The sequence below is a fragment of the Vibrio sp. 1978 genome, from assembly GCF_033344345.1.
The window spans coordinates 31,151-57,889 of sequence record NZ_JAWPOP010000010.1; the positions used below are offsets into that span (position 1 = coordinate 31,151).

Below are 26,739 nucleotides of genomic sequence, written 5' to 3' on the forward strand. Positions count from 1 at the left end.
ATGTGAACAGGGTGGCTTTTTCGTTTCCTGAGTATGGGTACGCCCATTGGTGATACTCAGGCAACAAGTAAACTTTGAGAATAATTCCGTATTATGACTGAACAATATAATGCTGGTGCCATTGAAGTACTGAATGGCTTAGAGCCAGTACGTCGCCGACCAGGGATGTATACGGATACAGCGCGCCCAAACCATTTGGGCCAAGAAGTTATCGACAACAGTGTCGATGAAGCGCTAGCCGGACATGCCTCAAAAGTACAAGTCATCCTACATGCTGACCAATCACTCGAAGTGATCGATGATGGTCGAGGCATGCCTGTTGATATCCACCCAGAAGAGAAAGTATCAGGCGTAGAGCTAATTCTATGTAAGCTACATGCGGGTGGTAAGTTCTCTAACAAAAACTACCAATTCTCTGGTGGTTTGCACGGGGTAGGTATATCTGTAGTAAACGCGTTGTCAAAACGCGTTGAAGTAACAGTTCGTCGTGATGGTCAAGTGTATGAAATTGCATTTGAACACGGCGAGAAAGTGTCTGATCTGACCGTAACTGGCACATGTGGTCGTCGCAATCGCGGTACCAGCGTACATTTCTGGCCTGATGCGAAGTACTTCGATTCGGCTAACTTCTCTGTGACGCGCTTAGTCAACAACCTGCGTGCAAAAGCGGTTTTGTGTCCGGGCTTAGAAATCACATTAACCGACAAAGTTAATGACAAAGACTATAAGTGGTACTACGAAGATGGTTTGAAAGACTATCTTGCGGAAGGTGTAAAAGGCTATCCAGTTATTCCTGAAGAACCATTTACTGGTGAGTTCTTGGCGGATACCGAAGCGGCAAACTGGGCGGTAATTTGGCAGCCAGAAGGCGGTGAGATGATCACCGAAAGCTACGTTAACCTAATCCCAACCGCTCAAGGTGGTACGCACGTTAATGGTTTACGCCAAGGCTTGTTGGAAGCGATGCGCGAATTCTGTGAGTTCCGTAATCTATTACCTCGTGGTGTGAAGCTAACGGGTGATGACGTTTTCGACCGCTGTTCTTACGTGCTGTCGGTTAAGATTCAAGACCCGCAATTTGCAGGCCAGACCAAAGAACGTCTGTCTTCTCGTCAAACCGCGGCATTTGTCTCTGGCGTTGTAAAAGATGCGTTCAGTCTTTGGTTGAATGAAAAGCCTCAGCTCGCAGAGCAATTGGCAGAAGTCTGTATCGCTAACGCACACCGTCGTATGCGTGCAGCGAAAAAAGTCGTACGTAAGAAAGTGGCGTCCGGCCCAGCACTGCCAGGTAAGTTGACCGACTGTTCAGCACAGGACTTAAGTCGCACTGAAATCTTCTTTGTGGAGGGTGACTCTGCGGGTGGCTCGGCAAAACAGGCACGTGACCGTGAATTCCAAGCCGTGATGCCACTGCGTGGTAAGATCTTGAACACGTGGGAAGTCTCTGCCGATCAAGTTCTTGCGTCTCAAGAAGTACACGATATTTCTGTTGCTTTGGGTATTGACCCAGATAGCGACAACCTCGAGAGTCTTCGTTACGGTAAGATCTGTATCCTTGCCGATGCGGACTCGGATGGTCTTCACATCGCAACGCTGCTTTGTGCTCTATTTACTCGTCACTTCCGCGCACTAGTGGAAGCGGGCCATATCTATGTGGCGATGCCGCCTCTGTATCGAATCGACTGCGGGAAAGAAGTGTTCTACGCCCTCGATGACGATGAAAAAGATGGCATTTTAGAGCGCTTGTCGAAGAAGAAAGCCAAAATCAACGTGCAACGATTCAAAGGTCTGGGTGAGATGAACCCACTTCAGTTGCGTGAAACCACCATGGATCCGAACACGCGTCGCTTAGTGCAGTTAACCATTGACGACTCTACGGCGACCATGGAAATGATGGACATGCTGCTAGGTAAAAAGCGTGCAGATGACCGTCGTTCTTGGCTACAAAACAACGGCGACTTGGCAGAGGTGTAACGGATGTCTACAGAAATTACCTACGATGGCGTCGAACAATTGCCAATGCGCAAGTTCACTGAAGACGCTTATCTGAACTACTCGATGTACGTAATCATGGACCGCGCCTTGCCATACATTGGTGATGGCTTAAAGCCGGTTCAACGACGCATCATTTATGCGATGTCAGAGCTTGGTCTCTCTGCATCAGCAAAATACAAAAAATCTGCACGTACCGTTGGTGACGTGCTAGGTAAATACCATCCGCACGGTGATTCAGCGTGTTACGAAGCGATGGTATTGATGGCTCAGCCATTCTCTTACCGCTATCCATTAGTGGATGGTCAAGGTAACTGGGGTGCGCCAGATGATCCGAAATCATTTGCGGCAATGCGTTATACCGAAGCAAAACTGTCTAAGTTTGCTGAAGTATTGCTTGGCGAACTTGGCCAGGGCACGGTTGAATGGCAACCTAACTTTGATGGCACAATGAAAGAGCCACAAATGTTGCCAGCACGTCTGCCTCACATCCTGCTTAACGGTGTAACCGGCATTGCCGTTGGTATGGCAACAGACATCCCACCGCACAACGTTCGTGAAATCGCAGATGCGACTATTCATTTGATCGACAACCCGAAAGCAGAACTGCCGGACGTGATGCAGTATGTCAAAGGTCCAGATTACCCAACAGAAGCAGAAATTATCTCGCCGCAAGCGGATATCGAGAAGATTTACCGCAACGGTCGTGGCAGCATCAAAATGCGCGCGGTTTGGCATAAAGAAGGTTCTGATATTGTTATCACTTCTTTGCCTCACCAAGTATCGGGTGCCAAACTGCTTGAGCAAATCGCTAACCAGATGCGTGCGAAGAAGCTGCCAATGGTTGACGATCTTCGTGACGAATCGGATCACGAGAACCCAACGCGTATCGTTGTGGTGCCTAAGTCAAACCGCGTCGATTGTGACTTGTTGATGAACCACTTGTTCGCATCAACGGATCTTGAGCGCAGTTACCGCGTTAACTTGAACATGATTGGTTTGGATAACCGTCCTCAAGTTAAAGGTCTGGTGCAAATTCTGTCTGAGTGGATCGAGTTCCGTCGTACGACTGTGCGTCGTCGTCTACAACATCGCCTAGACAAAGTAATGGCTCGTCTACACATCTTGGAAGGTTTGTTGGTTGCTTACCTCAACCTAGATGAAGTGATTGAGATCATCCGTACTGAAGACGATCCAAAAGCGGTGCTGATGGAACGCTTTGGTATTACCGATATCCAAGCGGATGCAATTTTAGATACCAAACTTCGTCATCTAGCAAAACTAGAAGAGATGAAGATCCGTGGTGAGCAAGACGAGCTAGAGAAAGAGCGTGAGAAGCTAGAACAGCTACTCGGTTCTGAGCGTCGTCTGAACACACTACTGAAAAAAGAAATCAAAGCAGACGCAGAGAAATACGGTGATGACCGTCGCTCTCCAATGGTTGAGCGTGCAGAAGCAAAAGCGCTGACTGAACGTGACCTCGTACCAAGTGAGCCAATCACGGTTGTGCTTTCTGAGAAAGGTTGGATTCGTCACGCGAAAGGCCATGACGTGGATGCCGAAGGCTTAAACTATAAGTCGGGTGATAAGTATTTAGCGCATGCTCGAGGTAAGAGTAATCAGCCTGCGGTATTCCTAGGTAGTGACGGTCGAAGTTACTCTCTGGAATCGCACTCACTGCCTTCTGCTCGTAGTCAAGGTGAGCCGATTACCGGTCGCTTGAATATTACGGCTGGTAGCAGTATTCGCCAAGTCATCATGAGTGAAGAAGATCAGCTGTGGCTGGTGGGCTCAGATGCAGGTTACGGCTTTGTATGTAAAGGCGCGGACTTGCTGTCTAAAAACCGCAGTGGTAAAGCGCTCGTCACTTTACCTGCCAACTCTGAGATCATGACGCCAAAAGAGATTGAAGATTTAGACTCTGATGAAATCTTAGCAATCACTAACCAAGGTCGCATGCTGCTGTTCCCAATCAAAGACTTGCCACAACTGGCGAAAGGTAAAGGGAATAAGATCATCAACATTCCTGCTGCTAAAGCGAAAGAGCGAGAAGAAGTACTATCTCACTTAATGTCTTTACCAAAAGGTGCATCGTTAACGCTGTACGCGGGTAAGCGAAAGTTGGGTCTTAAACCGTCTGATCTTGATAACTTCCGTGGCGAACGTGGTCGCCGAGGTGGGTTATTACCGAGAGGTTTGCAGCGAGTCACTCGCATTGAAGTTGAGCTAGATGATTCCGATACGACGGAAACACCGAGCGATAGCGAGTAACGCACAAATAAAAATCCCAGCCAATGGCTGGGATTTTTTATGCTTCTTGCTTGTCTTCGGCAATGGTGACTTTCAAGGTCATCTCTTTTCCTTTGCGAATGATACCGACGTCCACGGTGGTGCCAGGACGTAAATCGGTGACGATATCCATAACGCTCTGACGCCCTTGCACTTTATTGCCATCAATGCTGATAATGATGTCCTGCTTTTGGAAGCCTGCCGCATTGGCTGGACCATTTGGATCAATACCAAGTACGACAATACCACCTATGTGTTCATTTCCAAGTAGGCGAGCAGTGACCGCATTAATGTCTTGGCCGTCGATTCCAATATAACCACGAATCACGCGGCCATCAGCGATGATTTTCTGCATGATCTTACTCGCTAGCGGCGCAGGGATCGCAAAAGAAATACCGTAAGTTTCTAAGTCTGTCGCTTGCTGAAAAGAGGCGGTGTTAATGCCGACGAGCTCGCCTTGTGTGTTCACTAGGGCTCCACCAGAGTTACCTTCATTGATGGCGGCATCGGTTTGAATGAATGCTTGACGACCGTCGCTAATAGATGAACGACCTGTGGCAGAAATAATGCCGAACGTTGTGGTTTGTCCAAGGTTGTATGGGTTACCGATGGCTAGTACTACGTCGCCCACTTGTGGTTTGTAATTAGAGTTCAGAGGGATTACGGGCAAATTCGAACCTTCGACACGCAGCACGGCTATATCAGTACGTTTGTCTGTCCCTACGAGCTGAGCCGCTGCGGCTCTGCCGTCTTGTAATGCCACAACAATTTGATCAGCTTGAGCAACCACATGATAGTTAGTAATGATGTAGCCTTTCTCACTAACAATGACACCTGACCCCAGGCCTTGAGTCGAGAGTTTACTGCGATCATTCTCAACATACTTACGACTGTAGATGTTTACCACTGCAGGCGCTGCTCTTCGGACCGCTTGATTAAACGTCAACTCGACTGATGCGATATTAACAGGTTGAGGATCAAGCGCGGCAGGAATTACGTTGTTGCGCAAAGATGGAACCGCCAGTAATACCACTGCGGCAGTAGCCAAGCCTAAAAAGACAGAACGTAATAAAAAGCTGAGCATATCCTCTCCATGCGTGAGCGCCAAAATGGCATCGAAGATGAAGAATAGCATTACATTGAAAAATAACAAAAGGGCAGCACGTCATCGCGCTGCCCTTTTCATTAGTTATTGAGCGATAAGGAAAAGTGATCGAGCCTTATCACTCAGCATTATGCATCGAAAACCTTATTTTCTATCACTTTGAAAGTGGTTAACGAATGACAAGATAAATAGTACGTTCACCACGTTGAATATTAAGAGCCAGTACACCTTTGTGTTTCTCTACGATTGTACGAAGCTCGGCAAGGTTTTTCACTCGTTGACGGTTCACACCGATAATAATGTCACCTTGTTGTAATTGATATTGAGCTGCTGGAGAGTTATCTGCAACGCTCGATACTTTAACACCTTGAATTACATCACTTGGTGTTGTATTGCTTAACTCCGCACCTTTGAGTCCCTCATGTAATGTCTCCGCTTTAGCTTTCATATTCGTAGATTCGCCAAGCGTTACATCAAAGGTTTTATTCTTACCATCTCGAACCACACCTAATGTGATTTCTTTACCTGCGCCCAGTGTTGCCACTTTTGCGCGGAGCTCTGAGAAAGTATTAATCGCTTTGCCGTTCACCGATACAATTACGTCACCGGCTTTTAACCCTGCTTTATCGGCTGCGCTGTCCGGTACGACTTGACCAATAAAGGCCCCTTTACTCGACTCGTAACCCAATGCATCAGCTAGCTCAGAGGTTACTTCGCCACCTTGCACACCCAACATGCCGCGTTTGACTTCACCAAACTCTAGAATTTGATCAGTGAGGTTTTTCATCATGTTTGATGGAATCGCAAAGCCAATACCCACATTACCGCCGTTAGGGCCTAAAATCGCAGTATTAATACCGATCAGCTCACCATTAAGGTTGACCAATGCACCACCAGAGTTACCGCTGTTAATTGCGGCATCGGTTTGGATGAAGTTTTCGAAGTTTTCAACGTTTAAGCCACTGCGGCCAAGGGCTGAAACAATACCCGAAGTTACGGTTTGACCGAGCCCAAATGGGTTACCAATCGCAACCGTAAAGTCACCGACACGCAGTTTGTCGGAATCCGCGACTTTAATCTGCGTTAAGTTTTTCGCTTTCTCTAATTTAAGTAACGCAACATCGGCCATTTCATCACCGCCAACGAGCGTAGCGTCATACTCGCGCCCGTCAAAGAGGCGAACTCGAATCTCATCTGCCCCCTTGATCACGTGGTAGTTAGTGACAATATGGCCTTTCTTCGCATCAATAATGACACCAGAACCTAAACCTCTGAACGGGCGCTCTCGCCTTTGTTCCATAGGAAAGTCTGGGCCAAAGAAAAATTGAAATTGCTCGGGAATGCGGCTGGTTTGTACTTGTTTACCTTCTACAGCAATACTCACAACAGCTGGGGTCACCTTCTCAAGCATTGGTGCCAAGCTAGGTAACTGTTGGCCATCCACATTCAAAGGTAATGCGGCAGTGGCTTGAACTGGGGCAATAATCGAACCCAAACTCAGAGATAGAACGGTGAGCGCAAGCAGTGGTTTTTTCATCCAATAACTCCTCTTGAAACATGTCTGCCAAAAAGAAATATCCGAACGTTTCGTTCACTTTGTTAATAACTAATATAGGGTCTAGTTCGGATAATCAAAAGGGGAGGCAGTGCACATCCAAGTTAGAGCGAAGGTGAGGGGAAAAAGTTCAAAAAAGGGCCGATACAAATGTATCGGCCCTAGATAGAAGTAAGAGAGGATTATGATGCTTTTGCGGTTACCGCTTCGGGAGCATTAATGATTTCTTTCTCTTGATCCTTCAAAAGACCGGTGGCGCCATTAGCGTAGTCTTTTGGTTGTTCGTTAAACTCTGGTTGATCTTCTGCAATGGTTTCAGATGACATTGCCGTTTTCTTATCAAACGGGTTGTCTTGTTCTGGTAAGTTTGGCAAAAGCTCAGAAGAGGTCTTGGCCATATGTTGGTATAGCTTGGTGTAATCTTTACCTAGGGTGTCCAACATTTCTGCGGTTTGTGCAAAATGATCGACGAGCTCTTGACGTTGTTGCTCTAATTCAAACTTGGCCGCTTCAAGTTCTTTCTGCACAGACTTTTGTTTCTTGTATTCAGGGGTGGTTAGTCTACTAATGACTACGCCTACGATTGTACCGACCAGCAAACCCACAATGGCATAAATCCAAGGCATAACTGCTCCTTATAGTTGTTTTAACAAGTCTTTTACTACTTAGTTACACGCGGTGCTCGTCCATGTTACTATGGCTTGAACAGCCGATAAAGAAAAATAGCAGTATGTCTTCGGGGACTGATAACTACTTCTCTCTATTCTCAAAGTTGACCCCGAGGTAACCCTTTTCTCTATACCTCTATACGACTTAATACGATGACACCACTACAACAATATCAAAAAGACATAGCAGAACACGGGTTTCAGCGTGATGAAGCTCAGTATCAAGCGGTCGTTGCATTAGACAAGCTTTACCATGCTATCGTTGAATTTCAGTCAGCGCCTGTGCCTCAGCTTTCCAAATGGCAAAAGCTAATGGGGAAAAAAATCGACAAGCCTGAACCACCAAAAGGCCTTTACTTTTGGGGTGGGGTAGGTCGCGGTAAAACCTACCTTATGGACGCATTTTTTGATGCTTTACCGACCCAAAGAAAAATGCGCGTCCACTTCCATCGATTTATGTATCGAGTACATGATGAGTTGAAGCTGTTAGGTGATGTCGAAAATCCTCTATCAAAAGTGGCGGATAAATTTAAAGAAGAAGCAGATGTGGTTTGCTTTGATGAATTTTTTGTTTCCGACATTACTGATGCGATGATCCTTGCAACGCTACTTCAAGAAATGTTCAAGCGGCAGATGATCCTAGTCGCGACTTCAAACATCGAGCCGCAGAACTTATATCGTAACGGTTTGCAAAGAGTGCGCTTTTTGCCCGCTATCGATATGATTTTGGCACGTTGTGAAGTGTTGAATGTCGATAGTGGCGTTGATTATCGCTTAAGAACGTTAGAACAGGCTGAAATATACCATTACCCGCTTGATGAGCAGGCTAGCATAAACCTTAACAAATATTATCAGCAGCTGACTGGAGAGCGTCAGTTTGTTGCTCATCAAATCGAAGTTAACCACCGTCAACTAGCGGTGATTGAAGCAAGCGACGGGGTGCTGCATGCGTCGTTTGCTCAGTTGTGTCAAACTGCTCGCAGTCAAAATGACTACATTGAATTGTCTCGTATTTACCACACTGTATTACTGGCAGATGTTCAACAAATGAACCGAAAAATAGATGATGCGGCGAGACGCTTTATCGCGCTAGTCGATGAGTTTTACGAGCGCAATGTTAAGTTGATTATTTCTGCTGAAGTGCCAATGTCCGACTTATATACTGATGGGCAGTTAGAGTTCGAATTTAAGCGCTGTTTGTCTCGGCTTACTGAGATGCAAAGTCATGAGTATCTCGCGCGTGAACATTTGGCCTAGATCCAAAGGATTCTTAAAAAAGTGAAGAAAAAATTAGTGATTTGGCGCAAAAAAAGATGATTTTTTCTTCGCTCTTCTCTATAATCCTGCGACCCACCGTTACTGCAGACCTGATTATCGAAGTTATTTCGAAATTGAAGGTCGAGAGTACCAACGACTCGAAGGGGTGATGACTGGGCTCTTAGACAGTGTGGGAGCACTATTGGGTGTTCCTTTAAAGTTTAAAATTTAATTAACGGGTTATTGTTAGCATGAAAACTTTCGTTGCTAAACCAGAAACTGTAAAACGCGACTGGTACGTTGTAGACGCTGAAGGTAAAACTCTTGGCCGTCTAGCAAGTGAAATTGCATCTCGCCTACGTGGCAAACATAAAGCTGAATACACTCCTCACGTTGACACTGGTGATTACATCATCGTTATCAACGCTGAGAAAGTTGCTGTAACTGGTAACAAAGCTAAGAACAAAGTGTACTACCGTCACTCTGAATTCCCAGGTGGTCTAAAATCTATCACTTTTGAAAAGTTGATCGATCGTAAACCTGAGATGGCTCTTGAGCTTGCAGTTAAAGGCATGCTTCCACGTGGTCCTCTAGGCCGTGCTATGTACCGTAAGCTAAAAGTTTACGCGGGCGCTGAGCACAACCATGTTGCTCAACAACCACAAGTACTAGACATCTAATTGGGGATTTCGAAAATGGCAGAGAATCAATACTACGGCACTGGCCGTCGCAAAAGCTCAGCTGCACGTGTTTTCATTAAACCAGGCAGCGGTAACATTGTAGTAAACAAGCGTAACCTTGACGAATACTTCGGTCGTCCAACAGCACGTATGGTTGTACAACAACCTCTAGAGCTAGTTGAACTAACTGAAAAGCTAGACCTTTACGTAACAGTTAAAGGCGGCGGTATTTCTGGTCAAGCTGGTGCTATCCGTCACGGTATCACTCGCGCGCTTATGGAATACGATGAGTCTCTACGTCCTGCTCTACGCGCAGCTGGCTACGTTACTCGTGACGCTCGTTGCGTTGAACGTAAGAAAGTTGGTCTACGTAAAGCACGTCGTCGTCCACAGTTCTCTAAGCGTTAATTTCCTCTTATCGGGAATTATGCTTTTCAGAGTTACTCTGGAAACTGTGTACCAAAAGCTCGGCTCTATGCCGGGCTTTTTTGTATTTAAAGCAACGAACAGCCTTCACTTATCATCACACTCCGAGCAGGCCTTCTTATTCGTCCTCTTCGTCGAAAGGTTGCCAGTGCCGTTTTATATGTGTGCCTTATTTAATCGCGACTCACCACGCTTTCTCTTGCGATGCAGCATAGATGTATTCATCAGCAAGAATGTCTTTGTATCTTATTCTTCCTGTAACATGTTTTAAAATGACTTACGCTCCTTTTTGAGCATTCTGCGTGCTACAAAATTGAAAATATAAACACAGTAAGCTGAACGCGTAATACGAAATATTTCTCTGTGTAATTAACTGAAAACTACCAAGATAAAAGGTTTTATCTGCTTTCAGCCGGGCTTCTATGTGGTGCTTTCTTGTTACAAATCACATCAATTTTTTATAATTCTGCCGCTTTTGTGACGACGCGAGCGATTTGCCTCACAAATGTTACAAAAAGGTAGCTTTATCTTGTCAAAAAGTAGGGTTTTCTTTATCATTTCCCTCCAATAAATAGAACTAAATTCATTATTTGTTAGCCATGCTCTTATAAGCGGAATAATAACGATCCAAAGGGAGCAAATGGGAGAATGTTTGGATGAGCAACGCGCCTTTAAATAACGGTCGCAGGCGTTTTCTAACCGCTACAACGGCAGTTGTTGGTGGGTTAGGGGCAGTCGCCGTCGCCGTGCCTTTTATCAAATCATGGAATCCGAGTGCTAAAGCCAAAGCGGCGGGCGCACCGGTGGAAGTGGATATAAGTAAAATTGAACCAGGTCAGCTGGTTCGTGTTGAGTGGCAGGGAAAACCTGTATGGATTGTTCGCCGCACTCAAAGCGTTCTGGATAACTTAAAATCGATCGGTGATAAGCTTCGCGATCCACAATCTGAAATGGAGCAGCAGCCTGAGTACGCTCAGAATGAGTTTCGTTCGATTAAGGAAGAGTTTTTCGTCGCAGTTGGTTTCTGTACCCACTTAGGTTGTTCACCAACCTATCTACCTGACTCTTTCTCAGAGCAGGTGCAGGGCGTAAGATCTGGCTTCTTCTGTCCTTGTCATGGTTCTAAGTTCGACATGGCTGGTCGAGTGTTCCAAGGAGTACCTGCTCCGTTGAACCTTGTCGTTCCTAAGCACATGTATTTGAGCGATACCAAACTCATTGTGGGTGTTGATGAGGGAGATGCATAATGCAAGCAATGTTAGATTGGGTTGAAAAGCGTATTCCTGCAATGAATGCTTATAAAAAGCATTTGTCTGAATACCCAATGCCTAAGAACTTCAACTTTTGGTACCTTTTCGGTTCTCTGGCGATGCTGGTTCTTGTTAACCAAATCCTAACGGGTATTTGGCTAACGATGAACTATGTTCCTTCAGGTGACGGTGCATTTGCGTCTATCGAATACATTATGCGTGATGTAGAGTACGGTTGGCTTCTGCGTTACATGCATTCCACTGGCGCGTCAGCGTTTTTCGTTGTTGTGTATCTTCACATGTTCCGTGGTTTGATCTACGGTTCATACCAAAAACCTCGTGAACTGTTGTGGATCTTCGGTATGTTGATCTTCCTAGTTCTCATGGCTGAAGCGTTCATGGGTTACCTACTTCCATGGGGTCAGATGTCATACTGGGGTGCGCAGGTAATCATTTCCCTGTTTGGTGCTATTCCTGTTATCGGTGATGACCTAACGCTTTGGATTCGTGGTGACTACATCATCTCTGGTGCAACGCTAAACCGTTTCTTCGCACTACACGTTATTGCACTGCCTATCGTTTTGCTTCTTCTTGTTGTTCTGCACGTATTGGCGCTGCACGAAGTAGGCTCAAACAACCCGGATGGTATCGAAACTAAGCTGCCAAAAGGCTCAATGGGCGACGATTACAAAACGCAATTCAAGTTCCACGATTACTATACGAAGAAATATGACATCATTGATTCGATTCCTTTCCATCCGTACGGCACGGTTAAGGACTTGGTCGGTGTCGCTGGTTTCTTGTTCTTCTTCTGTTACGTGCTGTTCTTTAACCCAGAAATGGGTGGGTACTTCCTTGAGCCGCCTAACTTTGAAGCTGCAAACCCACTGAAGACACCAGAGCATATTGCTCCGGTATGGTACTTCACGCCGTTCTACGCAATCTTACGTGCGGTTCCAGACAAACTATTAGGTGTTATCCTAATGGGCGCGTCAATTGCAGTGCTGTTTGTTCTACCTTGGTTGGATCGTTGTAAAGTTCGTTCATACCGTTACCGTAGCAAACTTCATCTATTGAATATTGTACAGTTCACTATCGCCTTTATCGCTCTGGGTATTTTAGGTGCGTTACCTGCGACACCAACGTACACACTACTATCTCAGATCTTTAGCTTGTGTTACTTCATGTTCTTTGTGTTGCTGTTCTTCTACAGCAAAAATGAAGCAACCAAACCATTACCAGAGAGGGTGACATTCAAATGAAGAAGTGGATTGTAATTCTATTTGCTATGTTGCCATCACTAGCGATGGCAGCTGGGGCCAATGTTCCGCTGGATAAAGCGAATGTTGACCTTACGGATAAAGCTTCGCTACAAAACGGCGCGAAGTTGTTCATGAACTACTGTTTTGCTTGTCACTCTACGCAATACCAGCGTTACGAGCGTGTAGCAACAGACTTGGAAATTCCAACAGACTTAATGAAAGAAAACCTGATTTTCAATCCTGAAGCGAAAATCGGTGATCTAATGGTCAATGCTATGCCACCGAAGCAAGCGGCAAACTGGTTTGGTGCTCCACCACCAGATCTTACGTTGGTTGCACGAGTTCGTGGTGCTGATTGGTTATACACTTACTTACGCTCTTTCTATGTTGATCCATCTCGTCCATTCGGCGTGAACAACATCGTCTTCCCGAGTGTTGGTATGCCGCATGTACTTGAAGAGCTACAGGGCATCCCGACGCCGATTTACGATACGAAAATCGTAGATGGCGAAGAAGTACAAGTTGTTGTTGGTACTGAAACCGATGGCACGGGTGAGCTGAGTGAAGGCGAATATGACAAAGCGGTTGGCGATCTCGTTAACTTCTTAGTTTATTCAGGTGACCCAGTGCAGCTTGAGCGTCATGCTTTAGGCTGGTGGGTAATGGGCTTCTTAGTGCTTCTAACCATCGTTGTTGTGATGCTCAAGAAAGAGTATTGGCGCGATGTGCATTAATTGTGCTAAAATACCGTGCTAATTCCCAATTTTAATTGATGTACAATGGAGGCTTAGCCTCCATTGTTTTTATTTGTAAGTGTACTGGAGGGCTCCATGGCTGTAGCTGCCAATAAACGTTCTGTGATGACTCTTTTCTCAAGTGCATCAGATTTGTATAGCCATCAGGTTCGCATTGTACTAGCTGAAAAAGGCGTAAGTGTTGAAGTTGAGCTTGTTGACGAAGCAAAACTTCCTGCTGAGCTTGTTGAGCTAAACCCATATAAATCAGTGCCAACTCTTGTTGACCGTGAGCTAGCTCTTTACGATTCAAAAATCATCATGGAGTACTTGGACGAGCGTTTCCCTCATCCACCTCTAATGCCGGTTTACCCTGTTGCTCGTGGCAACAGCCGCTTGATGATGTACCGTATCGAACGCAACTGGTATTCACTCGCTGAAAAAGTGATGAAAGGTAATGCGGAAGAATCAGAAAAAGCACGCACAAAGCTGCGTAATGATCTTCTGACGTTAGCGCCAATTTTTGCTGAATATGAGTACTTCATGAGCGAAGAATTCAGCTTGATCGATTGTTACCTAGCTCCACTATTGTGGCGTTTGCCTCAACTTGGTATCGATCTTGTTGGCCCTGGTTCAAAAGAAATCAAGGTATACATGAACCGCGTATTTGAACGTGATTCGTTCCTTGCTTCTTTGACTGAAGCTGAACGTGAAATGCGCCTAGTTCGCTAAGCGATTTAAAACACGTTATGGATATTGCAAAAATGACTGCTCGCCGCCCGTATATGCTTCGCGCATTTTACGACTGGTTAGTAGACAATGACTTGACTCCTCACTTGGTTGTGGATGCAACAATGCCAGGGGTGCGTGTCCCGGTTGAATTTATTCAAGATGGTCAAATTATTTTGAATATTGCGCCACGTGCAGTGGGTAATCTTGAGTTAGGTAATGATGCGATTACCTTCCATGCTCGCTTTAGCGGTCGTCCGCACTCAGTGATCGTGCCTGTGTATGCTGTTCAAGCTATTTATGCACGTGAGAATGGTGCTGGTACTATGTTTGAACCAGAAGAAGCGTACACTCACATCGAAGAAGAAGCGATGACCGAGGAAGAATCATCCCCATCGTTCACAACGGTTAGCGATGAGCCTTCTGAGTTAGTTTCTGATTCAGATGCCGAAGAGGACGATGCTCCTCGACCAAAAGGCAAACCAAGCTTAAGAGTGATTAAATAATAAAAAAGCAGCGTTACGCTGCTTTTTTCTTTTTAACTTGTTGAAGATGATTTCAAGCCAGACTTTGGAAATTACTCACTAATCGTAAAGACTTCGACGTTCTTTTCACTTTCTGTACTTGCCTCACTTTCTATTGTTTGTACACCGTCACTCGGTAAGTCTACTTCAACAGGCTCCATTTCGCCGTATTGGAACCCTTTAATGACTTGTTTTACGCCTGAGATATTACGCGCGATTTCTGTCGCTCGATCGCCTTGCTCTGGCGTGACATAACCAAACAGAAAAACGTCGCCATCTTCGGTGATCACTTTAACCTTAACACCATTAAGCTCAGAATCAGTAAGCAAAGCTGACTTTACTTTGGTTGTGATCCAGCTGTCATTGCTAATCTGGGTAACAGTGAGTGGCTCTTTTTGTTTGATTTGATTGTGTATGACTTTTACACCACTAACTTCTCGAGCCCTTCGCTCTAAAGCAAGGATAAGGTCTTGTGTCGGAGCTTGTCCCATAAGGACTACAGTCCCATTATATGAACTGGCAACGACACGAACTTCACCTTTAAACGGTGCTTTATTGCCGATCGCCGCAACTTCGAATTCGATGTTATTGTCCTGCCAGATTTGTTTTGTCGTGCGTGTGTCCGTGACAATATTCGCTGTGGTTGCTGCACCTGCGATAAACAAACCTGCGCAACCACTTAAACTCAATGCTGTTAATAAGATAACAAGGCTACGTATCATAATTCTGACTCTCAGTCTTGGTTACTCTTCGTGAGCAGGGAAAAGCACTTGGTCAATAAGATCACAAAGGCAATGGAGTGTTACCATATGTACTTCGTGAATACGTGCAGTGCGGTGTGATGGAATACGAATTTCGACGTCGTTCTCACCGAGCAGTCCTGCCATCTCTCCGCCATCTTTTCCTGTTAGCGCGATAATCGTCATGTCTCGAGTTACGGCTGCTTCCATCGCTTTGATAATATTTTTACTGTTACCGCTAGTCGACATGGCAAGCAAAATGTCGCCTGGTTGACCAAACGCTCGTACCTGTTTTGAGAAGATTTCCTGGTAGTGGTAATCGTTGGCCACTGCGGTTAGGGTGGTATTATCGGCGGTTAAGGCCATTGCTGGTAGGCTAGGGCGCTCAGTTTCAAAACGGTTTAAAAGACAAGAAACAAATTGTTGAGCGTTTGAAGCACTGCCGCCATTACCACAACATAAAATTTTATTGCCATTAAGCAGGCTCGACACCATCGCTTGAGCTGCATGAGTAATGGCATCAGGCAGCGCCTCTGCTGCTGCGATTTGAATTTGAATACTTTCTGTAAAGCTGTCTTTAATGCTGTCTAGCATCGCTTATCCTTCAGAGATTGCGTTTTCTATCCAGTTGATATCTCGCCCATCATCATGAATGGCGATGACATCAAATCGATAATCGATATTGTGTTTTAAGCGCTTTTGTTGGCTAAGCCAAACTTGTGCGGTTTTGACTAGCTTGCGCATTTTAGCGTGCGTCACCATTTCTGCTGCCGAGCCAAAGTGATTGTTCTTACGGTATTTGACTTCAACAAACACAATAGTTTCACCTTGTTGGAAGATTAAATCAATCTCACCGACCTTAGTCAGAAAATTTTGTTCAATAAAGTTTAAGCCCTGGCGTTGTAAATATTGCTTCGCCAGAGCTTCATATTGATTTCCGATTTGGCGCTTGCTAAAGAGCCCCACGCTCAGCCCAGCTTAGCTCACGCTGTACAACACAATTATTGTCGATACTTAAAATACCGGTTTGGCCGCCAACTGAGTAGCCCGGAACGACCTTCATTTGTGGCAGCTCCCCAATCAATTTATACGCATCCATACCCAGTGCTTTCAAACGTTTTTCCATGTTAGATTGCTCTGACCACAACTCGTTCATTTCAGCGGTCACGCTAGGGTCTGGGTCAATCAGTAATGGGATATCGCTGTAGATGATGCCTGTTAGATCTTCGTAAGTCGCGCCGCCACTGTTGCTACGCGAGCTAGAGAAAATTTGAGGAGCTTTGGCGTCTGGGTTAATCGCTACCTCAATAAATGGCTTGATCAAAGTCAGTTCCGTGCTTCTAGCAACAATATAAACCGCATCGACATCACGACGGCTACGTGGCTGTGTTTCAAGCTTGATACGCATTAGTGATTGCATCTGAGCAATACGTTGTTTGCTTTCTTGCAGACCAAATACTTCATTGATGTCTTTTTGAAGTTGGCGCTTGTCGCCAAAATAACTTGCTGCGACTTTATTAGAGCTGTACTTGCGCCATTCTTTGTTGAACGCTTCAGTTACGCGCTCACCAAAGCTGCCCTTTGGTGCCAGGATCAGAGGGAAGTTATAGCCTTCGCTGAACAAGTGTTTCGCTGCTTGTGCGGCTTCTTGTTCTGGTGATAATGCCAAGTAGCAAATATTGCTATCTGGTTGCACATCTTCGGGAATATTTAGCGCAAGGGCTGGAATCGTAGGACCATTTTCTGAGCCATCCATGGTTGTGTGCAATAGCTCAACGTTTTCTTTTTCTAGGGGACCAACAACAAAGTCGATGTTTTCATTGATCAAACGTTGTTTAATTTGGTCGGCGTTATACGCATTAGTGTCTATTACCGTGAGGGTAGCGCTTGGATCACGGTTACGATCATTCATCATCGCAAACACAAAACCATCACGAATTAATTGCGCTTGTGGCGAGAATTTACCAGTAAGCGGCAGTAACAAAGCGGTGTTGTTTGGTTTAACGATGTCTAGAGAGAGAATGTTTTGAATCTCTTCTGGTGTGTAGATAGCGGCTGGGTGCGATGGGTTCTCGTTTAACCAGCGTTCTAGGGTATTTTTTAGTTGAGATAAGTTGCCCGACAACGTTTTCGCATAAATAGCGAGTTGTAGCCAACCATCCAAAACATCTTCATTTGGCTCTGTTTCTAATGAGGTCAGTTCGTACTCGGAATAGCTGCCAAAGTTCATCCAAATACGGCTAGAAATCTCTCTCTGCTCCGCGGACGATGCATATTGGCTAAATGCAACCAGTTGGCGGTTTGCCTCAAACGCTTGGTTAAGACCTTGATAAGCGTCGGCACGCATCAAGTAATAGTCTTTCCATTGCTCATTTGGTAACTTCCACCAAGGTTTAAAATTCAACAATTGCAGCAACTGAGAGTAATTACCCTGTTTTTGCTGTATGGTCGCACGCGCTAGTTGCCACTCTGCTTGCTGAACTTCGGTTAACTGTTGACGAGCCAGGCGCTTGATCAACATTTCTGCTTGATCAAACTGGTTTGCTTGAATCGCGGCTTTGGTTGCCATGATCAACCAGTCATTTTGTAAACTGCCTTCCGTGCTATCAGCTTGGATCATATAGTTCTGAACAGACTGAGTAGGCTCAAGTGTTACATCAACGCCATCAGGCTGTCTTGGACCTGAAGAACAGGCGGCGAGCGTAATTGCTAGTGCAACAGGAGTAAGTATGCGTGGTACACTGAGTCTCTTATGGTTAATCATTGCCGTGAGTTCTCTATAATTTTGTACAAAATTGTCTCTATATTAATCGTTGAAGTGATGGTAAACAAATGACAGATAAAAATAAGTTGCCGAATGAGGGGCCAACTCTCTATATCGTACCGACTCCAATCGGAAATTTAGCGGATATCACCCAACGTGCTATCGAAATTCTGTCGACTGTGGACATCATTGCCGCTGAGGATACTCGACATACGGGCAAATTACTGTCTCACTTCAATATTCAAACCAAAACTTTTGCTCTACATGACCACAATGAGCAGCAAAAAGCACAAGTTTTGGTAGAAAAGCTGCTTTCCGGTCAGTCTATCGCATTAGTTTCTGACGCTGGTACGCCACTTATCAGCGACCCAGGATACCATTTGGTGACAAAATGTCGTCAAGCGGGCGTTAGAGTTGTGCCTCTTCCAGGTGCTTGTGCGGTCATTACGGCGTTAAGTGCCTCTGGCTTGCCATCGGATCGCTTTAGCTTCGAAGGTTTTTTACCACCGAAAAGCAAAGGTCGTAAGGATAAATTCCTAGAGATTGCTTCGGTAGAGCGTACGTGTATTTTTTACGAGTCACCGCACCGTATTTTAGACTCTCTACAAGACATGTTAGACGTTCTTGGCCCAGATAGAGAAGTTGTGTTGGCAAGAGAGCTAACAAAAACCTTTGAAACCATTCAAGGCATGCCGTTAGGTGAGCTGATTGAATGGGTGAAAAGTGACGATAACCAACAGCGTGGTGAAATGGTATTGTTGGTACATGGCCATCGTGAAACAACAGACGACTCACTACCTGAAGATGCTTTACGCACGTTAGGCATTTTGACCAAAGAGCTGCCTTTGAAAAAAGCAGCTGCTTTGGTGGCAGAAATACATAACTTGAAGAAGAATGCGTTATATAAATGGGGCTTAGAAAACTTAGACTAAGTGCCGCTAGCGAGATAAATGGTCAATGAGGGCTGATGTTTAGGCATCGGCCTTTTTATTATCTATTTTTGGCACCTTGACTAAAAAGTCATCACTTAGTGCATTCATTTCATCATATCTGTGATCTAACTAGACTCTGAAGTGAGAACTCTATACAATCCGCCCTCGGAGCTGACTGGGTAGTCGCTGCTTTGTTGATGTCCTTCGGGAGACTGACGTCGAAGTCCCTTTGGGAGACTGACGTTGACGTCCTTCGGGAGACTGACAAAGGGGAGGAAAGTCCGGGCTTCATAGAGCAAGGTGCCAGGTAACGCCTGGGGGGCGCAAGCCTACGACAAGTGCAGCAGAGAGAAGACCGCCGATGGCCTTAGGGCACAGGTAAGGGTGAAAGGGTGCGGTAAGAGCGCACCGGACGACTAGCAATAGTTCGTAGCAGGGTAAACTCCACCTGAAGCAAGACCAAATAGGCCTCCACATTGCGTTGCTCGCGTAAGGAGGCGGGTAGGTTGCTCGAGCCAGTGAGTGATTGCTGGCCTAGACGAATGGCTACCGCCGCGCAAGCGGAACAGAACCCGGCTTATGTGTCGGCTCCACCTATTCGAGACCCATCTCTACTTCGGTAGTGATGGGTTTTTTGCATTTAATTGACGCAAACTATGTCATTACCAATAAACTTGGCGTAAATCACGTCTAACTTTAGACTTGTGGTGGCGATGATGTAGGAAATCAGTACACTAAAGAATCGCTTCAAGATCATTCAACGAGAAAGCTATGACCGAAACCTTCCAACATATTTCCGTGTTATTAAATGAATCCATTGATGGCTTAGCTATCAAACCAGACGGCGTCTATATTGATGGAACATTTGGCCGTGGCGGTCACAGCCGGACAATTCTATCTAAGCTCGGTGAAAATGGCCGACTGTACAGTATCGACCGTGACCCTCAAGCGATCGCTGAGGCAGGCAAAATCAATGACCCTCGCTTCACCATTATTCATGGTCCATTTTCTGGTATTGCTGAGTATGCTGAAGAGTATGGGCTAGTTGGAAAAGTGGATGGTGTTCTGCTGGATTTAGGCGTTTCTTCTCCTCAGTTAGACGACGCAGAGCGTGGCTTTAGCTTTATGAAAGACGGTCCGCTAGATATGCGTATGGACCCGACATCAGGTGTTCCAGTATCTCAATGGTTGATGGAAGCAGACCTCGATGATATCACTTGGGTCATTCGTGAGTTTGGGGAAGATAAACATGCGCGCCGTATTGCAAAAGCGATTGTTGCCTACCGTGAAGACGAAGAAAATGAGCCAATGGTTCGCACTGGTCAGCTGGCAAAATTGATTTCAGATGCCGCACCGAAAAGTTTTAAAGAGAAAAAACACCCTGCGACTCGTGCTTTCCAGGCTTTTCGTATTTACATCAACAGTGAGTTAGAAGAAATTGATACGGCACTTAAAGGCGCGGCGAGCATTCTGGCTCCTGAAGGCCGTTTATCTGTGATTAGCTTCCACTCTCTGGAAGACCGTATGGTCAAACGTTTTATCCGTAAAGAGAGCAAAGGGCCTGAAGTGCCACACGGTATTCCAATGACGGAAGAGCAAATTCGTGCTCTTGGTAGTGCGAATATGAAAGCGGTGAGCAAAGCGATTAAGCCAAGCAAACAAGAAATTGAAATGAACCCTCGCTCGCGCAGCTCTGTGTTAAGAATTGCGGAAAAGCTTTAATTATTATGACGAAACCCACTCCTAATCTTGCTAAGTTGATTGCGACGGATCTCCTCACCGTTGGTCGCTGGCCATTACTGTTGTTGCTATTGATCGTGGCATCGGCAATGGGAGTGGTATTTGCTACCCACCATGCGCGTCAAGCGATTACCGAGAAAGACCATACGTTGGTTGAACGAGAACGATTAGATAGCGAATGGCGTAACTTAATGTTGGAAGAAACTGCCCTCGCGGAACACAGTCGTGTTCAAGACCTTGCCAAAAAAGAACTTGAAATGAAACGACCTGATGGCGATAAAGAAGTGGTTGTCACGCTCAAATGATTAGAAAAAAATCCAACACGAAACAAGCCAATAAGCGTAAACCTGTAGCAAAAGAGAAAGCGGCTACGGGGGATAAGAAAACCGATAACAAAGCAGTGAAAGTGGCGGTCGAAGAATCTTTCTTGATTCGTTGGCGCTTCCATCTATTACTGTTTTTTGTTTTTTGTGCATTTGCCCTTTTGGTGGCACGCGTAGCCTACATCCAAATCATTGAGCCAGATAACCTGATTAAACAAGGTGACCTACGTTCGGTTCGTGTTAAATCCATTCCTTCTGCTCGCGGTATTATTTCGGATCGAAATGGTGAGCCGCTTGCTGTCAGTGTACCGGTTGAGGCGGTTTGGGCAGATCCTGCCACGATATTTAAAGAAAACGCGTTAAGCCAGACCAAAAGTTGGCATGCATTAGCGGATGTTCTTGGTATTGACCGACAAGGGTTAATAGACAAAATCAAGCGCAATGAAAAACGCCGCTTTATCTACTTGCAGCGCCAGGTCAGTCCGGCCATGGCGAACTATATTCGTGAGCTAAAGCTGCCAGGTGTTGGCCTTAAGTCGGAATCTCGTCGTTATTATCCTGCAGGTGAGGTTAGTGCTCACTTAGTCGGTGTAACAGGCATTGACGGGCATGGCCTAGAAGGTGTGGAGCGTAGCTACGATGAGTGGCTCACTGGCGCGGCGGGTAAGAAAACTATTCGTAAAGACCGTTATGGTCGTGTTGTGGAAAACATTGCTTGGCAAGACAAGCAAGAAGGTAAATCACTTCAGTTAACCATCGATCAGCGCCTACAGGCGATTGCGTATCGTGCGATTAAGCAAGCCGTTGCGGACCACCGCGCCACTTCAGGTTCCGTTGTCATGTTGGATGTAAAAACGGGCGCCGTATTGGCCATGGTTAATGCTCCTTCTTACAACCCTAACAATCGTAGCGATTGGCAAAGCTATCAAATGCGTAACCGAGTGATCACGGACTCAATGGAGCCCGGTTCGACCATTAAGCCTTTCGTTATTTTAGCCGCCTTAGAAAATGGGATAGCCGATAAAGATACCATCGTAGATACCGGTAATGGTGTCCTACGTTTAGGTGGTAGTCGAGTCAGAGATGTCTCTCGCGTAGGCAAAGCGAGCTTGACCACGATCCTTAAAAAGTCGAGTAATATCGGTGTGACGAAGCTAGCAATGCAAATGCCGGTAGAGGCGCTTCTTGGGCTGTACAGTTCAGTGGGTTTTGGTGAGCTTTCTGGCCTAAACCTAGTTGGGGAAGTGACGGGTATTTTTCCTACACGAACTCGTTGGTCGCCAATTGAGCGCGCCACGATTGCGTTTGGTTACGGTCTATCAATTACACCAATCCAGCTAGCCCATGCTTATGCGACGCTTGGAAACCTTGGCAAATACGAGCCTATTCATATTATTGAAAGCAATGATCATGACATGTCACGTCAAGTGGTGAGTGCGAAGTATGCGCGTCAAGTATTAGACATGTTGGAAACCGTAACTCAAAAAGGGGGCTCGGCTCGCAGAGCGGCAGTTCCTGGTTATCGAGTGGGAGCGAAAACAGGTACATCACGTAAAGCTTCTGCTGGCGGGTACAGCGACGAGTACATCACCTACACGGCTGGGCTTGCTCCGGTTAGCGATCCGCGAATTGCTTTGGTGGTGATCGTAAACGAGCCTCAAGGTGATGACTACTATGGTGGTTCGGTAGCGTCTCCTGTCTTCTCTGAAATCATGAAAGGCGCGCTACAAATACTCAATGTTGCACCTGACGAAAACAAATTCCAACAGTAAGCCCTGTGGTTTACTGAGCAAACAAAATTAAGAAAACCTGAGCCAAAGCTCGGAGAACAAATATGACTAAAGCCATCAGTATGGACGTGCTGCTTTCCCCTTGGGTGGATTGCCCTAGCTTATCGTCCGTTCTTGTTTCTGAATTGGAGCTCGACAGCCGAAGAGTTCAACCTGGAACCACGTTTGTAGCAGTGATTGGCCATGTTGTGGATGGGCGTAAATTCATTGCCTCTGCAATTGAGCAAGGTGCAAATGCAGCCCTGGCGCAAGCCTGCGATGTCAAAACACATGGTACGGTGGAAATCATTGATGATGTTCCCGTCATTTACATTGATAGGTTGGACCAACGTTTATCCGCAATTGCTGGAAAGATCTATGCTTACCCTGATATGGATTTGATTGGTGTCACCGGCACCAACGGCAAAACCACCATTACCCAGTTAATAGCGCAATGGCTAGAACTGCTTGACCATAAAGCGGCGGTAATGGGAACAACAGGAAATGGCTTCCTCAATAACTTGCAACAAGCTGCGAATACAACGGGGAATGCCGTTGAAATTCAGAAAACGCTCTCCTCTCTCGCAAATCAACAAGCCACATACACCGCGCTAGAAGTATCTTCTCATGGCCTGACGCAAGGTCGTGTCAAAGCATTATCATTTGCGGCGGGCGTGTTTACTAACTTAAGTCGTGACCACTTAGATTATCATGGCACGATGGAAGAGTATGCCAATGCAAAGCTTGGGTTGTTCACGCAACACCAATGTGAACGTGCCATTATCAATGTTGATGATGAAGTCGGTCATCAATGGGCGTCGCAGTTAAGTAATGCGATCGCTGTCTCGCTCAAGCCGAACACTGAATTTGAAAGCGCAATTTGGGCGACGGAAGTCAGTTACGCGGAATCAGGGATTACTATTAAGTTCGATGGTAAATTTGGCTCAGGTGAATTGCACGCGCCTTTGATTGGTGAGTTTAATGCAACCAACTTAATGCTCGCTTTTGCGACCTTATTAAGCTTAGGTAAAGAGAAACAAGCGTTACTCGAAACCGCAGGTCAACTGCAACCTGTACTCGGCCGAATGGAGTTATTCCAAACTGAGGATCGTGCCAAAGTCGTGGTCGATTATGCCCATACTCCTGATGCTTTAGAAAAAGCGCTGCAAGCTTTACGAGTTCATTGTGAAGGCCAGCTGTGGGCTATTTTTGGCTGCGGTGGCGATCGCGATGCAGGTAAGCGCCCAATGATGGCGGAAATTGCAGAGCGTCTAGGTGACAGAGTGGTGTTGACTGACGATAACCCACGCAGCGAAGATCCGGTTCAGATTGTGAAAGACATGTTAGCTGGGCTGTCAAAACCTGCTGAAGCGATTGTTCAGCATGACCGCTTCAAAGCACTGTCTTATGCCATTGAAAATGCTTCGCCAAACGACATTATCTTGTTAGCAGGGAAGGGCCATGAAGATTATCAGATTCGTAATGGCGAAACGATTCATTACTCCGACCGCGAGTCCGCAATGCAACTTTTAGGATTGACCTCATGATCAAAGTAACGTTATCTCAAATTGCAGACATCACTCGTGGCAAGCGATTCGGCGACGATCTACTTATCGACGCGGTTTCTACTGATACACGAACGATTGATCGTGGGGCTCTATTTGTCGCGTTAGTAGGGGAGCGCTTTGACGCGCACAACTTTTGCCAACAAGCGGTAGATGCAGGTGCCGGTGCTTTACTCGTAGAAAAACGCTTAGATGTGAATGTGCCGCAAATTGTGGTGTCGGATACCAAACTTGCCTTGGGTGAGTTTGCTTCTTGGGTGCATCAAGCATGCAAAACACCTACCGTTGCCATCACCGGAAGTTGCGGTAAAACTACCGTAAAAGAAATGGTTGCGAGTATCCTGCAATTGAAAGGCAAAGTGTTATTCACGGCGGGTAACTTCAATAATGATATTGGTGTTCCGTTGACATTATTGCGCTCACAGCAGGATGATGATTATGCCGTGATTGAGCTTGGTGCTAACCATATAGGTGAAATTGCTTACACGACTCAGTTAGTAAAACCAGATATCGCGTTAGTGAACAATGTAGCCGCCGCTCACCTTGAAGGCTTTGGTTCTATCGATGGCGTGAAACAAGCCAAAGGTGAAATCTACCAAGGCCTTTCAGCTGGTGGTATTGCGATTGTTAACCTAGACAGCAATGGTGAAGCCAAGTGGGATGAAGTGTTAGCAGATAAGAAAGTCATTACTTTTTCACAAAGTAATACTGATGCAGACTTCTTCGCTTCTAACATCGTATTGAACGCCGAAGGTGAAGCAAGCTTTGACTTACATATCGCAGCAAGCTCACAAGAAATTGAACTGTCTCTGGGTATTATAGGTCAACACAACGTTGCGAATGCGATCGCTGCTTCTATTATTGCGTTACGAATGGGCGCCACATTAGAAGAGGTTCGTGCTGGCCTTAAACATTTGAACAAAGTGAAAGGTCGCGTCGAGGTTGAAGCGCTGAGCGAAAAGATAAAATTGATTGACGACAGCTACAACGCGAGCGTACCAGCCATGAAAGCGGCAGTTGATTTATTGGCCGCTTTCCCAGGTCAACGCTGGCTGATTTTAGGTAATATGGCGGAATTGGGCGAGGAAAGTCTTGCACTTCATCGTCAAGTCGGGGAACATGCTGCCCCACAAAAATTTGAACATGTTCTCACATATGGTGCAGACGCCAAGGTGATCAGTGATCTTTGCCAAGGCATTCATTTTGAGACGCACCAAGAGATGATTGAATACATCAAGCAGCATCTAGACCAAGCCGTTCCTGAAAACCATACGATGTTGGTGAAAGGAGCGAACGGTGCACGTATGTTTGAAGTCGCTGCTGCTTTGAAGGAGTATTATTAATGATTATTTGGCTTGCCGAGCTGCTACAGCCATACCTGTCTTTTTTCCGATTGTTTGAATACTTGTCTTTTCGAGCAATCCTAAGCGTATTAACCGCTCTAGGTCTGTCATTATGGATGGGACCAATCATGATCAAGCGTTTGCAAATGCTGCAAATTGGTCAGGTAGTGCGTAACGAAGGTCCTGAATCTCACTTTAGTAAGCGTGGTACCCCAACAATGGGCGGTATCATGATCTTAGCGGCCATCTCAATCACGATTTTGCTATGGACAGACTTATCCAACCCTTACGTATGGGCGGTACTGACAGTCTTACTTGGCTACGGTGCGGTCGGATTTGTTGATGATTATCGTAAAGTGGTACGAAAAAATACCGATGGTTTGATCGCGCGTTGGAAGTACTTCTGGCAATCGTTGATCGCGTTTGTCGTGGCTTTTGCATTGTACGCTTACGGTAAAGACACTGCAGCCACTCAGCTCGTGGTGCCATTTTTTAAAGACATCATGCCGCAACTTGGTTTGATGTACATTATCCTGACTTACTTTGTGATTGTCGGTACGAGTAACGCGGTTAACCTGACCGATGGTCTAGACGGTTTGGCAATCATGCCAACGGTTCTTGTTGCTGCAGGCTTCGCGGTTATTGCATGGGCGACGGGTAACGTTAACTTCTCTGAATACCTTCATATTCCATACTTACCACATGCTTCTGAGTTGGTTGTCGTATGTACAGCAATCGTAGGTGCAGGCCTTGGTTTCTTGTGGTTTAACACTTACCCAGCACAAGTGTTCATGGGTGATGTCGGCTCACTAGCGCTTGGCGGTGCATTGGGCACCATTGCTGTTCTAGTTCGTCAAGAGTTGGTGTTGGTGATCATGGGTGGCGTATTTGTGATGGAAACGCTATCAGTCATCCTACAGGTAGGTTCTTACAAATTACGTGGTCAGCGCATTTTCCGTATGGCACCAATTCACCACCACTACGAATTGAAAGGTTGGCCAGAACCTCGCGTAATCGTGCGCTTCTGGATTATTTCTATGGTTCTTGTTCTGATTGGTCTTGCGACATTGAAAGTGCGTTAATCGCACTTTC

Annotated in this window: 24 protein-coding genes and 1 other RNA gene; 18 read left to right on the top strand and 7 right to left on the bottom strand. The window is 45.9% G+C overall.

Going from position 1 to position 26,739, the window contains the following annotated elements; translation table 11 throughout:
* The first annotated feature begins 93 nt into the window (after positions 1 to 93).
* Together parE and parC are read left to right on the top strand one after the other, a co-directional pair.
* Positions 94 to 1,974, top strand: a complete 1,881-nt coding sequence (gene parE / locus R8N49_RS11715) for a DNA topoisomerase IV subunit B (protein ID WP_005379872.1) — start codon at positions 94 to 96, stop codon at positions 1,972 to 1,974.
* Between the two features lie 3 nt (positions 1,975 to 1,977).
* On the top strand, positions 1,978 to 4,263 hold the full coding sequence (gene parC, locus R8N49_RS11720) for a DNA topoisomerase IV subunit A (RefSeq protein ID WP_017633605.1): 2,286 nt from the start codon (positions 1,978 to 1,980) through the stop codon (positions 4,261 to 4,263).
* A 37-nt stretch (positions 4,264 to 4,300) separates the two neighbouring features.
* Here the strand turns inward: parC and degS are convergent, their stop codons facing one another.
* The 3 genes from degS to zapG all read right to left on the bottom strand — a co-directional run bounded on the left by degS (position 4,301) and on the right by zapG (position 7,567).
* Positions 4,301 to 5,365, bottom strand: coding sequence for an outer membrane-stress sensor serine endopeptidase DegS (degS, locus tag R8N49_RS11725; RefSeq protein ID WP_017633606.1), 1,065 nt, complete (start codon positions 5,363 to 5,365; stop codon positions 4,301 to 4,303).
* A 190-nt stretch (positions 5,366 to 5,555) separates the two neighbouring features.
* Positions 5,556 to 6,923: a Do family serine endopeptidase gene (locus tag R8N49_RS11730; RefSeq protein ID WP_025768400.1), complete on the bottom strand. Its 1,368-nt coding sequence runs from the start codon at positions 6,921 to 6,923 to the stop codon at positions 5,556 to 5,558.
* 200 nt (positions 6,924 to 7,123) lie between these two features.
* A complete protein-coding gene (zapG, locus tag R8N49_RS11735) occupies positions 7,124 to 7,567 on the bottom strand; it encodes a Z-ring associated protein ZapG (RefSeq protein ID WP_005379861.1) in 444 nt (147 codons plus the stop codon).
* Positions 7,568 to 7,762: 195 nt separating this feature from the next.
* Between zapG and zapE the strand changes: the two genes are divergently transcribed.
* The 8 genes from zapE to sspB all read left to right on the top strand — a co-directional run bounded on the left by zapE (position 7,763) and on the right by sspB (position 14,453).
* Positions 7,763 to 8,866: a cell division protein ZapE gene (gene zapE / locus R8N49_RS11740; RefSeq protein ID WP_262635409.1), complete on the top strand. Its 1,104-nt coding sequence runs from the start codon at positions 7,763 to 7,765 to the stop codon at positions 8,864 to 8,866.
* A 251-nt stretch (positions 8,867 to 9,117) separates the two neighbouring features.
* Positions 9,118 to 9,546 (top strand): 50S ribosomal protein L13, encoded by a 429-nt coding sequence (gene rplM, locus R8N49_RS11745; RefSeq protein ID WP_005372872.1) that lies wholly within the window; start codon positions 9,118 to 9,120, stop codon positions 9,544 to 9,546.
* A gap of 15 nt (positions 9,547 to 9,561) precedes the next feature.
* Positions 9,562 to 9,954, top strand: a complete 393-nt coding sequence (gene rpsI, locus R8N49_RS11750) for a 30S ribosomal protein S9 (RefSeq protein WP_005372876.1) — start codon at positions 9,562 to 9,564, stop codon at positions 9,952 to 9,954.
* 674 nt (positions 9,955 to 10,628) lie between these two features.
* Positions 10,629 to 11,219 carry a ubiquinol-cytochrome c reductase iron-sulfur subunit gene (gene petA / locus R8N49_RS11755; RefSeq protein WP_005372877.1) on the top strand — a complete coding sequence of 197 codons (591 nt, stop codon included), beginning with the start codon at positions 10,629 to 10,631 and terminating at the stop codon, positions 11,217 to 11,219.
* Positions 11,219 to 12,484, top strand: a complete 1,266-nt coding sequence (locus R8N49_RS11760; RefSeq protein WP_005372880.1) for a cytochrome b — start codon at positions 11,219 to 11,221, stop codon at positions 12,482 to 12,484. The genes petA and R8N49_RS11760 overlap by 1 nt, the downstream gene beginning before the upstream one ends.
* Positions 12,481 to 13,218 (top strand): cytochrome c1, encoded by a 738-nt coding sequence (locus R8N49_RS11765; RefSeq protein ID WP_005372881.1) that lies wholly within the window; start codon positions 12,481 to 12,483, stop codon positions 13,216 to 13,218. The genes R8N49_RS11760 and R8N49_RS11765 overlap by 4 nt, the downstream gene beginning before the upstream one ends.
* Before the next feature lie 96 nt (positions 13,219 to 13,314).
* Positions 13,315 to 13,950, top strand: coding sequence for a stringent starvation protein SspA (sspA, locus tag R8N49_RS11770; RefSeq protein ID WP_262635410.1), 636 nt, complete (start codon positions 13,315 to 13,317; stop codon positions 13,948 to 13,950).
* Between the two features lie 17 nt (positions 13,951 to 13,967).
* Positions 13,968 to 14,453, top strand: a complete 486-nt coding sequence (gene sspB, locus R8N49_RS11775; protein WP_005387408.1) for a ClpXP protease specificity-enhancing factor — start codon at positions 13,968 to 13,970, stop codon at positions 14,451 to 14,453.
* A 71-nt stretch (positions 14,454 to 14,524) separates the two neighbouring features.
* Here the strand turns inward: sspB and R8N49_RS11780 are convergent, their stop codons facing one another.
* The 4 genes from R8N49_RS11780 to R8N49_RS11795 are packed head-to-tail and all read right to left on the bottom strand — an operon-like array spanning position 14,525 to position 17,975.
* Positions 14,525 to 15,193, bottom strand: coding sequence for a BON domain-containing protein (locus R8N49_RS11780; protein WP_005387407.1), 669 nt, complete (start codon positions 15,191 to 15,193; stop codon positions 14,525 to 14,527).
* Between the two features lie 21 nt (positions 15,194 to 15,214).
* Entirely contained in the window at positions 15,215 to 15,805 is a 591-nt protein-coding gene (locus tag R8N49_RS11785; protein WP_005372901.1) for a phosphoheptose isomerase, read from the bottom strand.
* Between the two features lie 3 nt (positions 15,806 to 15,808).
* The gene (locus R8N49_RS11790) at positions 15,809 to 16,177 is read right to left on the bottom strand and encodes a YraN family protein (RefSeq protein WP_262635411.1); all 369 of its coding nucleotides are present in this window, start codon (positions 16,175 to 16,177) and stop codon (positions 15,809 to 15,811) included.
* The gene (locus R8N49_RS11795; RefSeq protein WP_064353620.1) at positions 16,164 to 17,975 is read right to left on the bottom strand and encodes a penicillin-binding protein activator; all 1,812 of its coding nucleotides are present in this window, start codon (positions 17,973 to 17,975) and stop codon (positions 16,164 to 16,166) included. The genes R8N49_RS11790 and R8N49_RS11795 overlap by 14 nt, the downstream gene beginning before the upstream one ends.
* 68 nt (positions 17,976 to 18,043) lie before the next feature.
* Between R8N49_RS11795 and rsmI the strand changes: the two genes are divergently transcribed.
* From rsmI to mraY, 8 genes are all read left to right on the top strand, one after another.
* Entirely contained in the window at positions 18,044 to 18,907 is an 864-nt protein-coding gene (rsmI, locus tag R8N49_RS11800) for a 16S rRNA (cytidine(1402)-2'-O)-methyltransferase (RefSeq protein WP_005372907.1), read from the top strand.
* A gap of 167 nt (positions 18,908 to 19,074) precedes the next feature.
* An RNA gene (gene rnpB / locus R8N49_RS11805) (RNase P RNA component class A) lies at positions 19,075 to 19,503 on the top strand.
* Between the two features lie 175 nt (positions 19,504 to 19,678).
* Positions 19,679 to 20,629: a 16S rRNA (cytosine(1402)-N(4))-methyltransferase RsmH gene (gene rsmH / locus R8N49_RS11810; protein ID WP_005372918.1), complete on the top strand. Its 951-nt coding sequence runs from the start codon at positions 19,679 to 19,681 to the stop codon at positions 20,627 to 20,629.
* A 5-nt stretch (positions 20,630 to 20,634) separates the two neighbouring features.
* Positions 20,635 to 20,952 carry a cell division protein FtsL gene (ftsL, locus tag R8N49_RS11815; RefSeq protein WP_005387405.1) on the top strand — a complete coding sequence of 106 codons (318 nt, stop codon included), beginning with the start codon at positions 20,635 to 20,637 and terminating at the stop codon, positions 20,950 to 20,952.
* Positions 20,949 to 22,742 carry a penicillin-binding transpeptidase domain-containing protein gene (locus R8N49_RS11820; protein ID WP_086046525.1) on the top strand — a complete coding sequence of 598 codons (1,794 nt, stop codon included), beginning with the start codon at positions 20,949 to 20,951 and terminating at the stop codon, positions 22,740 to 22,742. Before ftsL ends, R8N49_RS11820 begins: the two co-directional genes overlap by 4 nt.
* A 62-nt stretch (positions 22,743 to 22,804) precedes the next feature.
* Positions 22,805 to 24,286, top strand: a complete 1,482-nt coding sequence (murE, locus tag R8N49_RS11825) for a UDP-N-acetylmuramoyl-L-alanyl-D-glutamate--2,6-diaminopimelate ligase (protein ID WP_225466622.1) — start codon at positions 22,805 to 22,807, stop codon at positions 24,284 to 24,286.
* Complete coding sequence (locus tag R8N49_RS11830; RefSeq protein WP_262635412.1) at positions 24,283 to 25,647, top strand: UDP-N-acetylmuramoyl-tripeptide--D-alanyl-D-alanine ligase; 1,365 nt, start codon at positions 24,283 to 24,285, stop codon at positions 25,645 to 25,647. Before murE ends, R8N49_RS11830 begins: the two co-directional genes overlap by 4 nt.
* Positions 25,647 to 26,729 (top strand): phospho-N-acetylmuramoyl-pentapeptide-transferase, encoded by a 1,083-nt coding sequence (gene mraY, locus R8N49_RS11835; protein WP_005372931.1) that lies wholly within the window; start codon positions 25,647 to 25,649, stop codon positions 26,727 to 26,729. Before R8N49_RS11830 ends, mraY begins: the two co-directional genes overlap by 1 nt.
* Positions 26,730 to 26,739 lie beyond the last annotated feature (10 nt).

What these genes read in the sequence shown, in the direction of transcription:
- parE (WP_005379872.1), top strand. Translation starts at nt 94, where the DNA reads ATGACTGAACAATATAATGCTGGTGCCATTGAAGTACTGAATGGCTTA.
- parC (WP_017633605.1), top strand. Translation starts at nt 1,978, where the DNA reads ATGTCTACAGAAATTACCTACGATGGCGTCGAACAATTGCCAATGCGC.
- degS (WP_017633606.1), bottom strand. Translation starts at nt 5,365, where the DNA reads ATGCTCAGCTTTTTATTACGTTCTGTCTTTTTAGGCTTGGCTACTGCC.
- R8N49_RS11730 (WP_025768400.1), bottom strand. Translation starts at nt 6,923, where the DNA reads ATGAAAAAACCACTGCTTGCGCTCACCGTTCTATCTCTGAGTTTGGGT.
- zapG (WP_005379861.1), bottom strand. Translation starts at nt 7,567, where the DNA reads ATGCCTTGGATTTATGCCATTGTGGGTTTGCTGGTCGGTACAATCGTA.
- zapE (WP_262635409.1), top strand. Translation starts at nt 7,763, where the DNA reads ATGACACCACTACAACAATATCAAAAAGACATAGCAGAACACGGGTTT.
- rplM (WP_005372872.1), top strand. Translation starts at nt 9,118, where the DNA reads ATGAAAACTTTCGTTGCTAAACCAGAAACTGTAAAACGCGACTGGTAC.
- rpsI (WP_005372876.1), top strand. Translation starts at nt 9,562, where the DNA reads ATGGCAGAGAATCAATACTACGGCACTGGCCGTCGCAAAAGCTCAGCT.
- petA (WP_005372877.1), top strand. Translation starts at nt 10,629, where the DNA reads ATGAGCAACGCGCCTTTAAATAACGGTCGCAGGCGTTTTCTAACCGCT.
- R8N49_RS11760 (WP_005372880.1), top strand. Translation starts at nt 11,219, where the DNA reads ATGCAAGCAATGTTAGATTGGGTTGAAAAGCGTATTCCTGCAATGAAT.
- R8N49_RS11765 (WP_005372881.1), top strand. Translation starts at nt 12,481, where the DNA reads ATGAAGAAGTGGATTGTAATTCTATTTGCTATGTTGCCATCACTAGCG.
- sspA (WP_262635410.1), top strand. Translation starts at nt 13,315, where the DNA reads ATGGCTGTAGCTGCCAATAAACGTTCTGTGATGACTCTTTTCTCAAGT.
- sspB (WP_005387408.1), top strand. Translation starts at nt 13,968, where the DNA reads ATGGATATTGCAAAAATGACTGCTCGCCGCCCGTATATGCTTCGCGCA.
- R8N49_RS11780 (WP_005387407.1), bottom strand. Translation starts at nt 15,193, where the DNA reads ATGATACGTAGCCTTGTTATCTTATTAACAGCATTGAGTTTAAGTGGT.
- R8N49_RS11785 (WP_005372901.1), bottom strand. Translation starts at nt 15,805, where the DNA reads ATGCTAGACAGCATTAAAGACAGCTTTACAGAAAGTATTCAAATTCAA.
- R8N49_RS11795 (WP_064353620.1), bottom strand. Translation starts at nt 17,975, where the DNA reads ATGATTAACCATAAGAGACTCAGTGTACCACGCATACTTACTCCTGTT.
- rsmI (WP_005372907.1), top strand. Translation starts at nt 18,044, where the DNA reads ATGACAGATAAAAATAAGTTGCCGAATGAGGGGCCAACTCTCTATATC.
- rsmH (WP_005372918.1), top strand. Translation starts at nt 19,679, where the DNA reads ATGACCGAAACCTTCCAACATATTTCCGTGTTATTAAATGAATCCATT.
- ftsL (WP_005387405.1), top strand. Translation starts at nt 20,635, where the DNA reads ATGACGAAACCCACTCCTAATCTTGCTAAGTTGATTGCGACGGATCTC.
- R8N49_RS11820 (WP_086046525.1), top strand. Translation starts at nt 20,949, where the DNA reads ATGATTAGAAAAAAATCCAACACGAAACAAGCCAATAAGCGTAAACCT.
- murE (WP_225466622.1), top strand. Translation starts at nt 22,805, where the DNA reads ATGACTAAAGCCATCAGTATGGACGTGCTGCTTTCCCCTTGGGTGGAT.
- R8N49_RS11830 (WP_262635412.1), top strand. Translation starts at nt 24,283, where the DNA reads ATGATCAAAGTAACGTTATCTCAAATTGCAGACATCACTCGTGGCAAG.
- mraY (WP_005372931.1), top strand. Translation starts at nt 25,647, where the DNA reads ATGATTATTTGGCTTGCCGAGCTGCTACAGCCATACCTGTCTTTTTTC.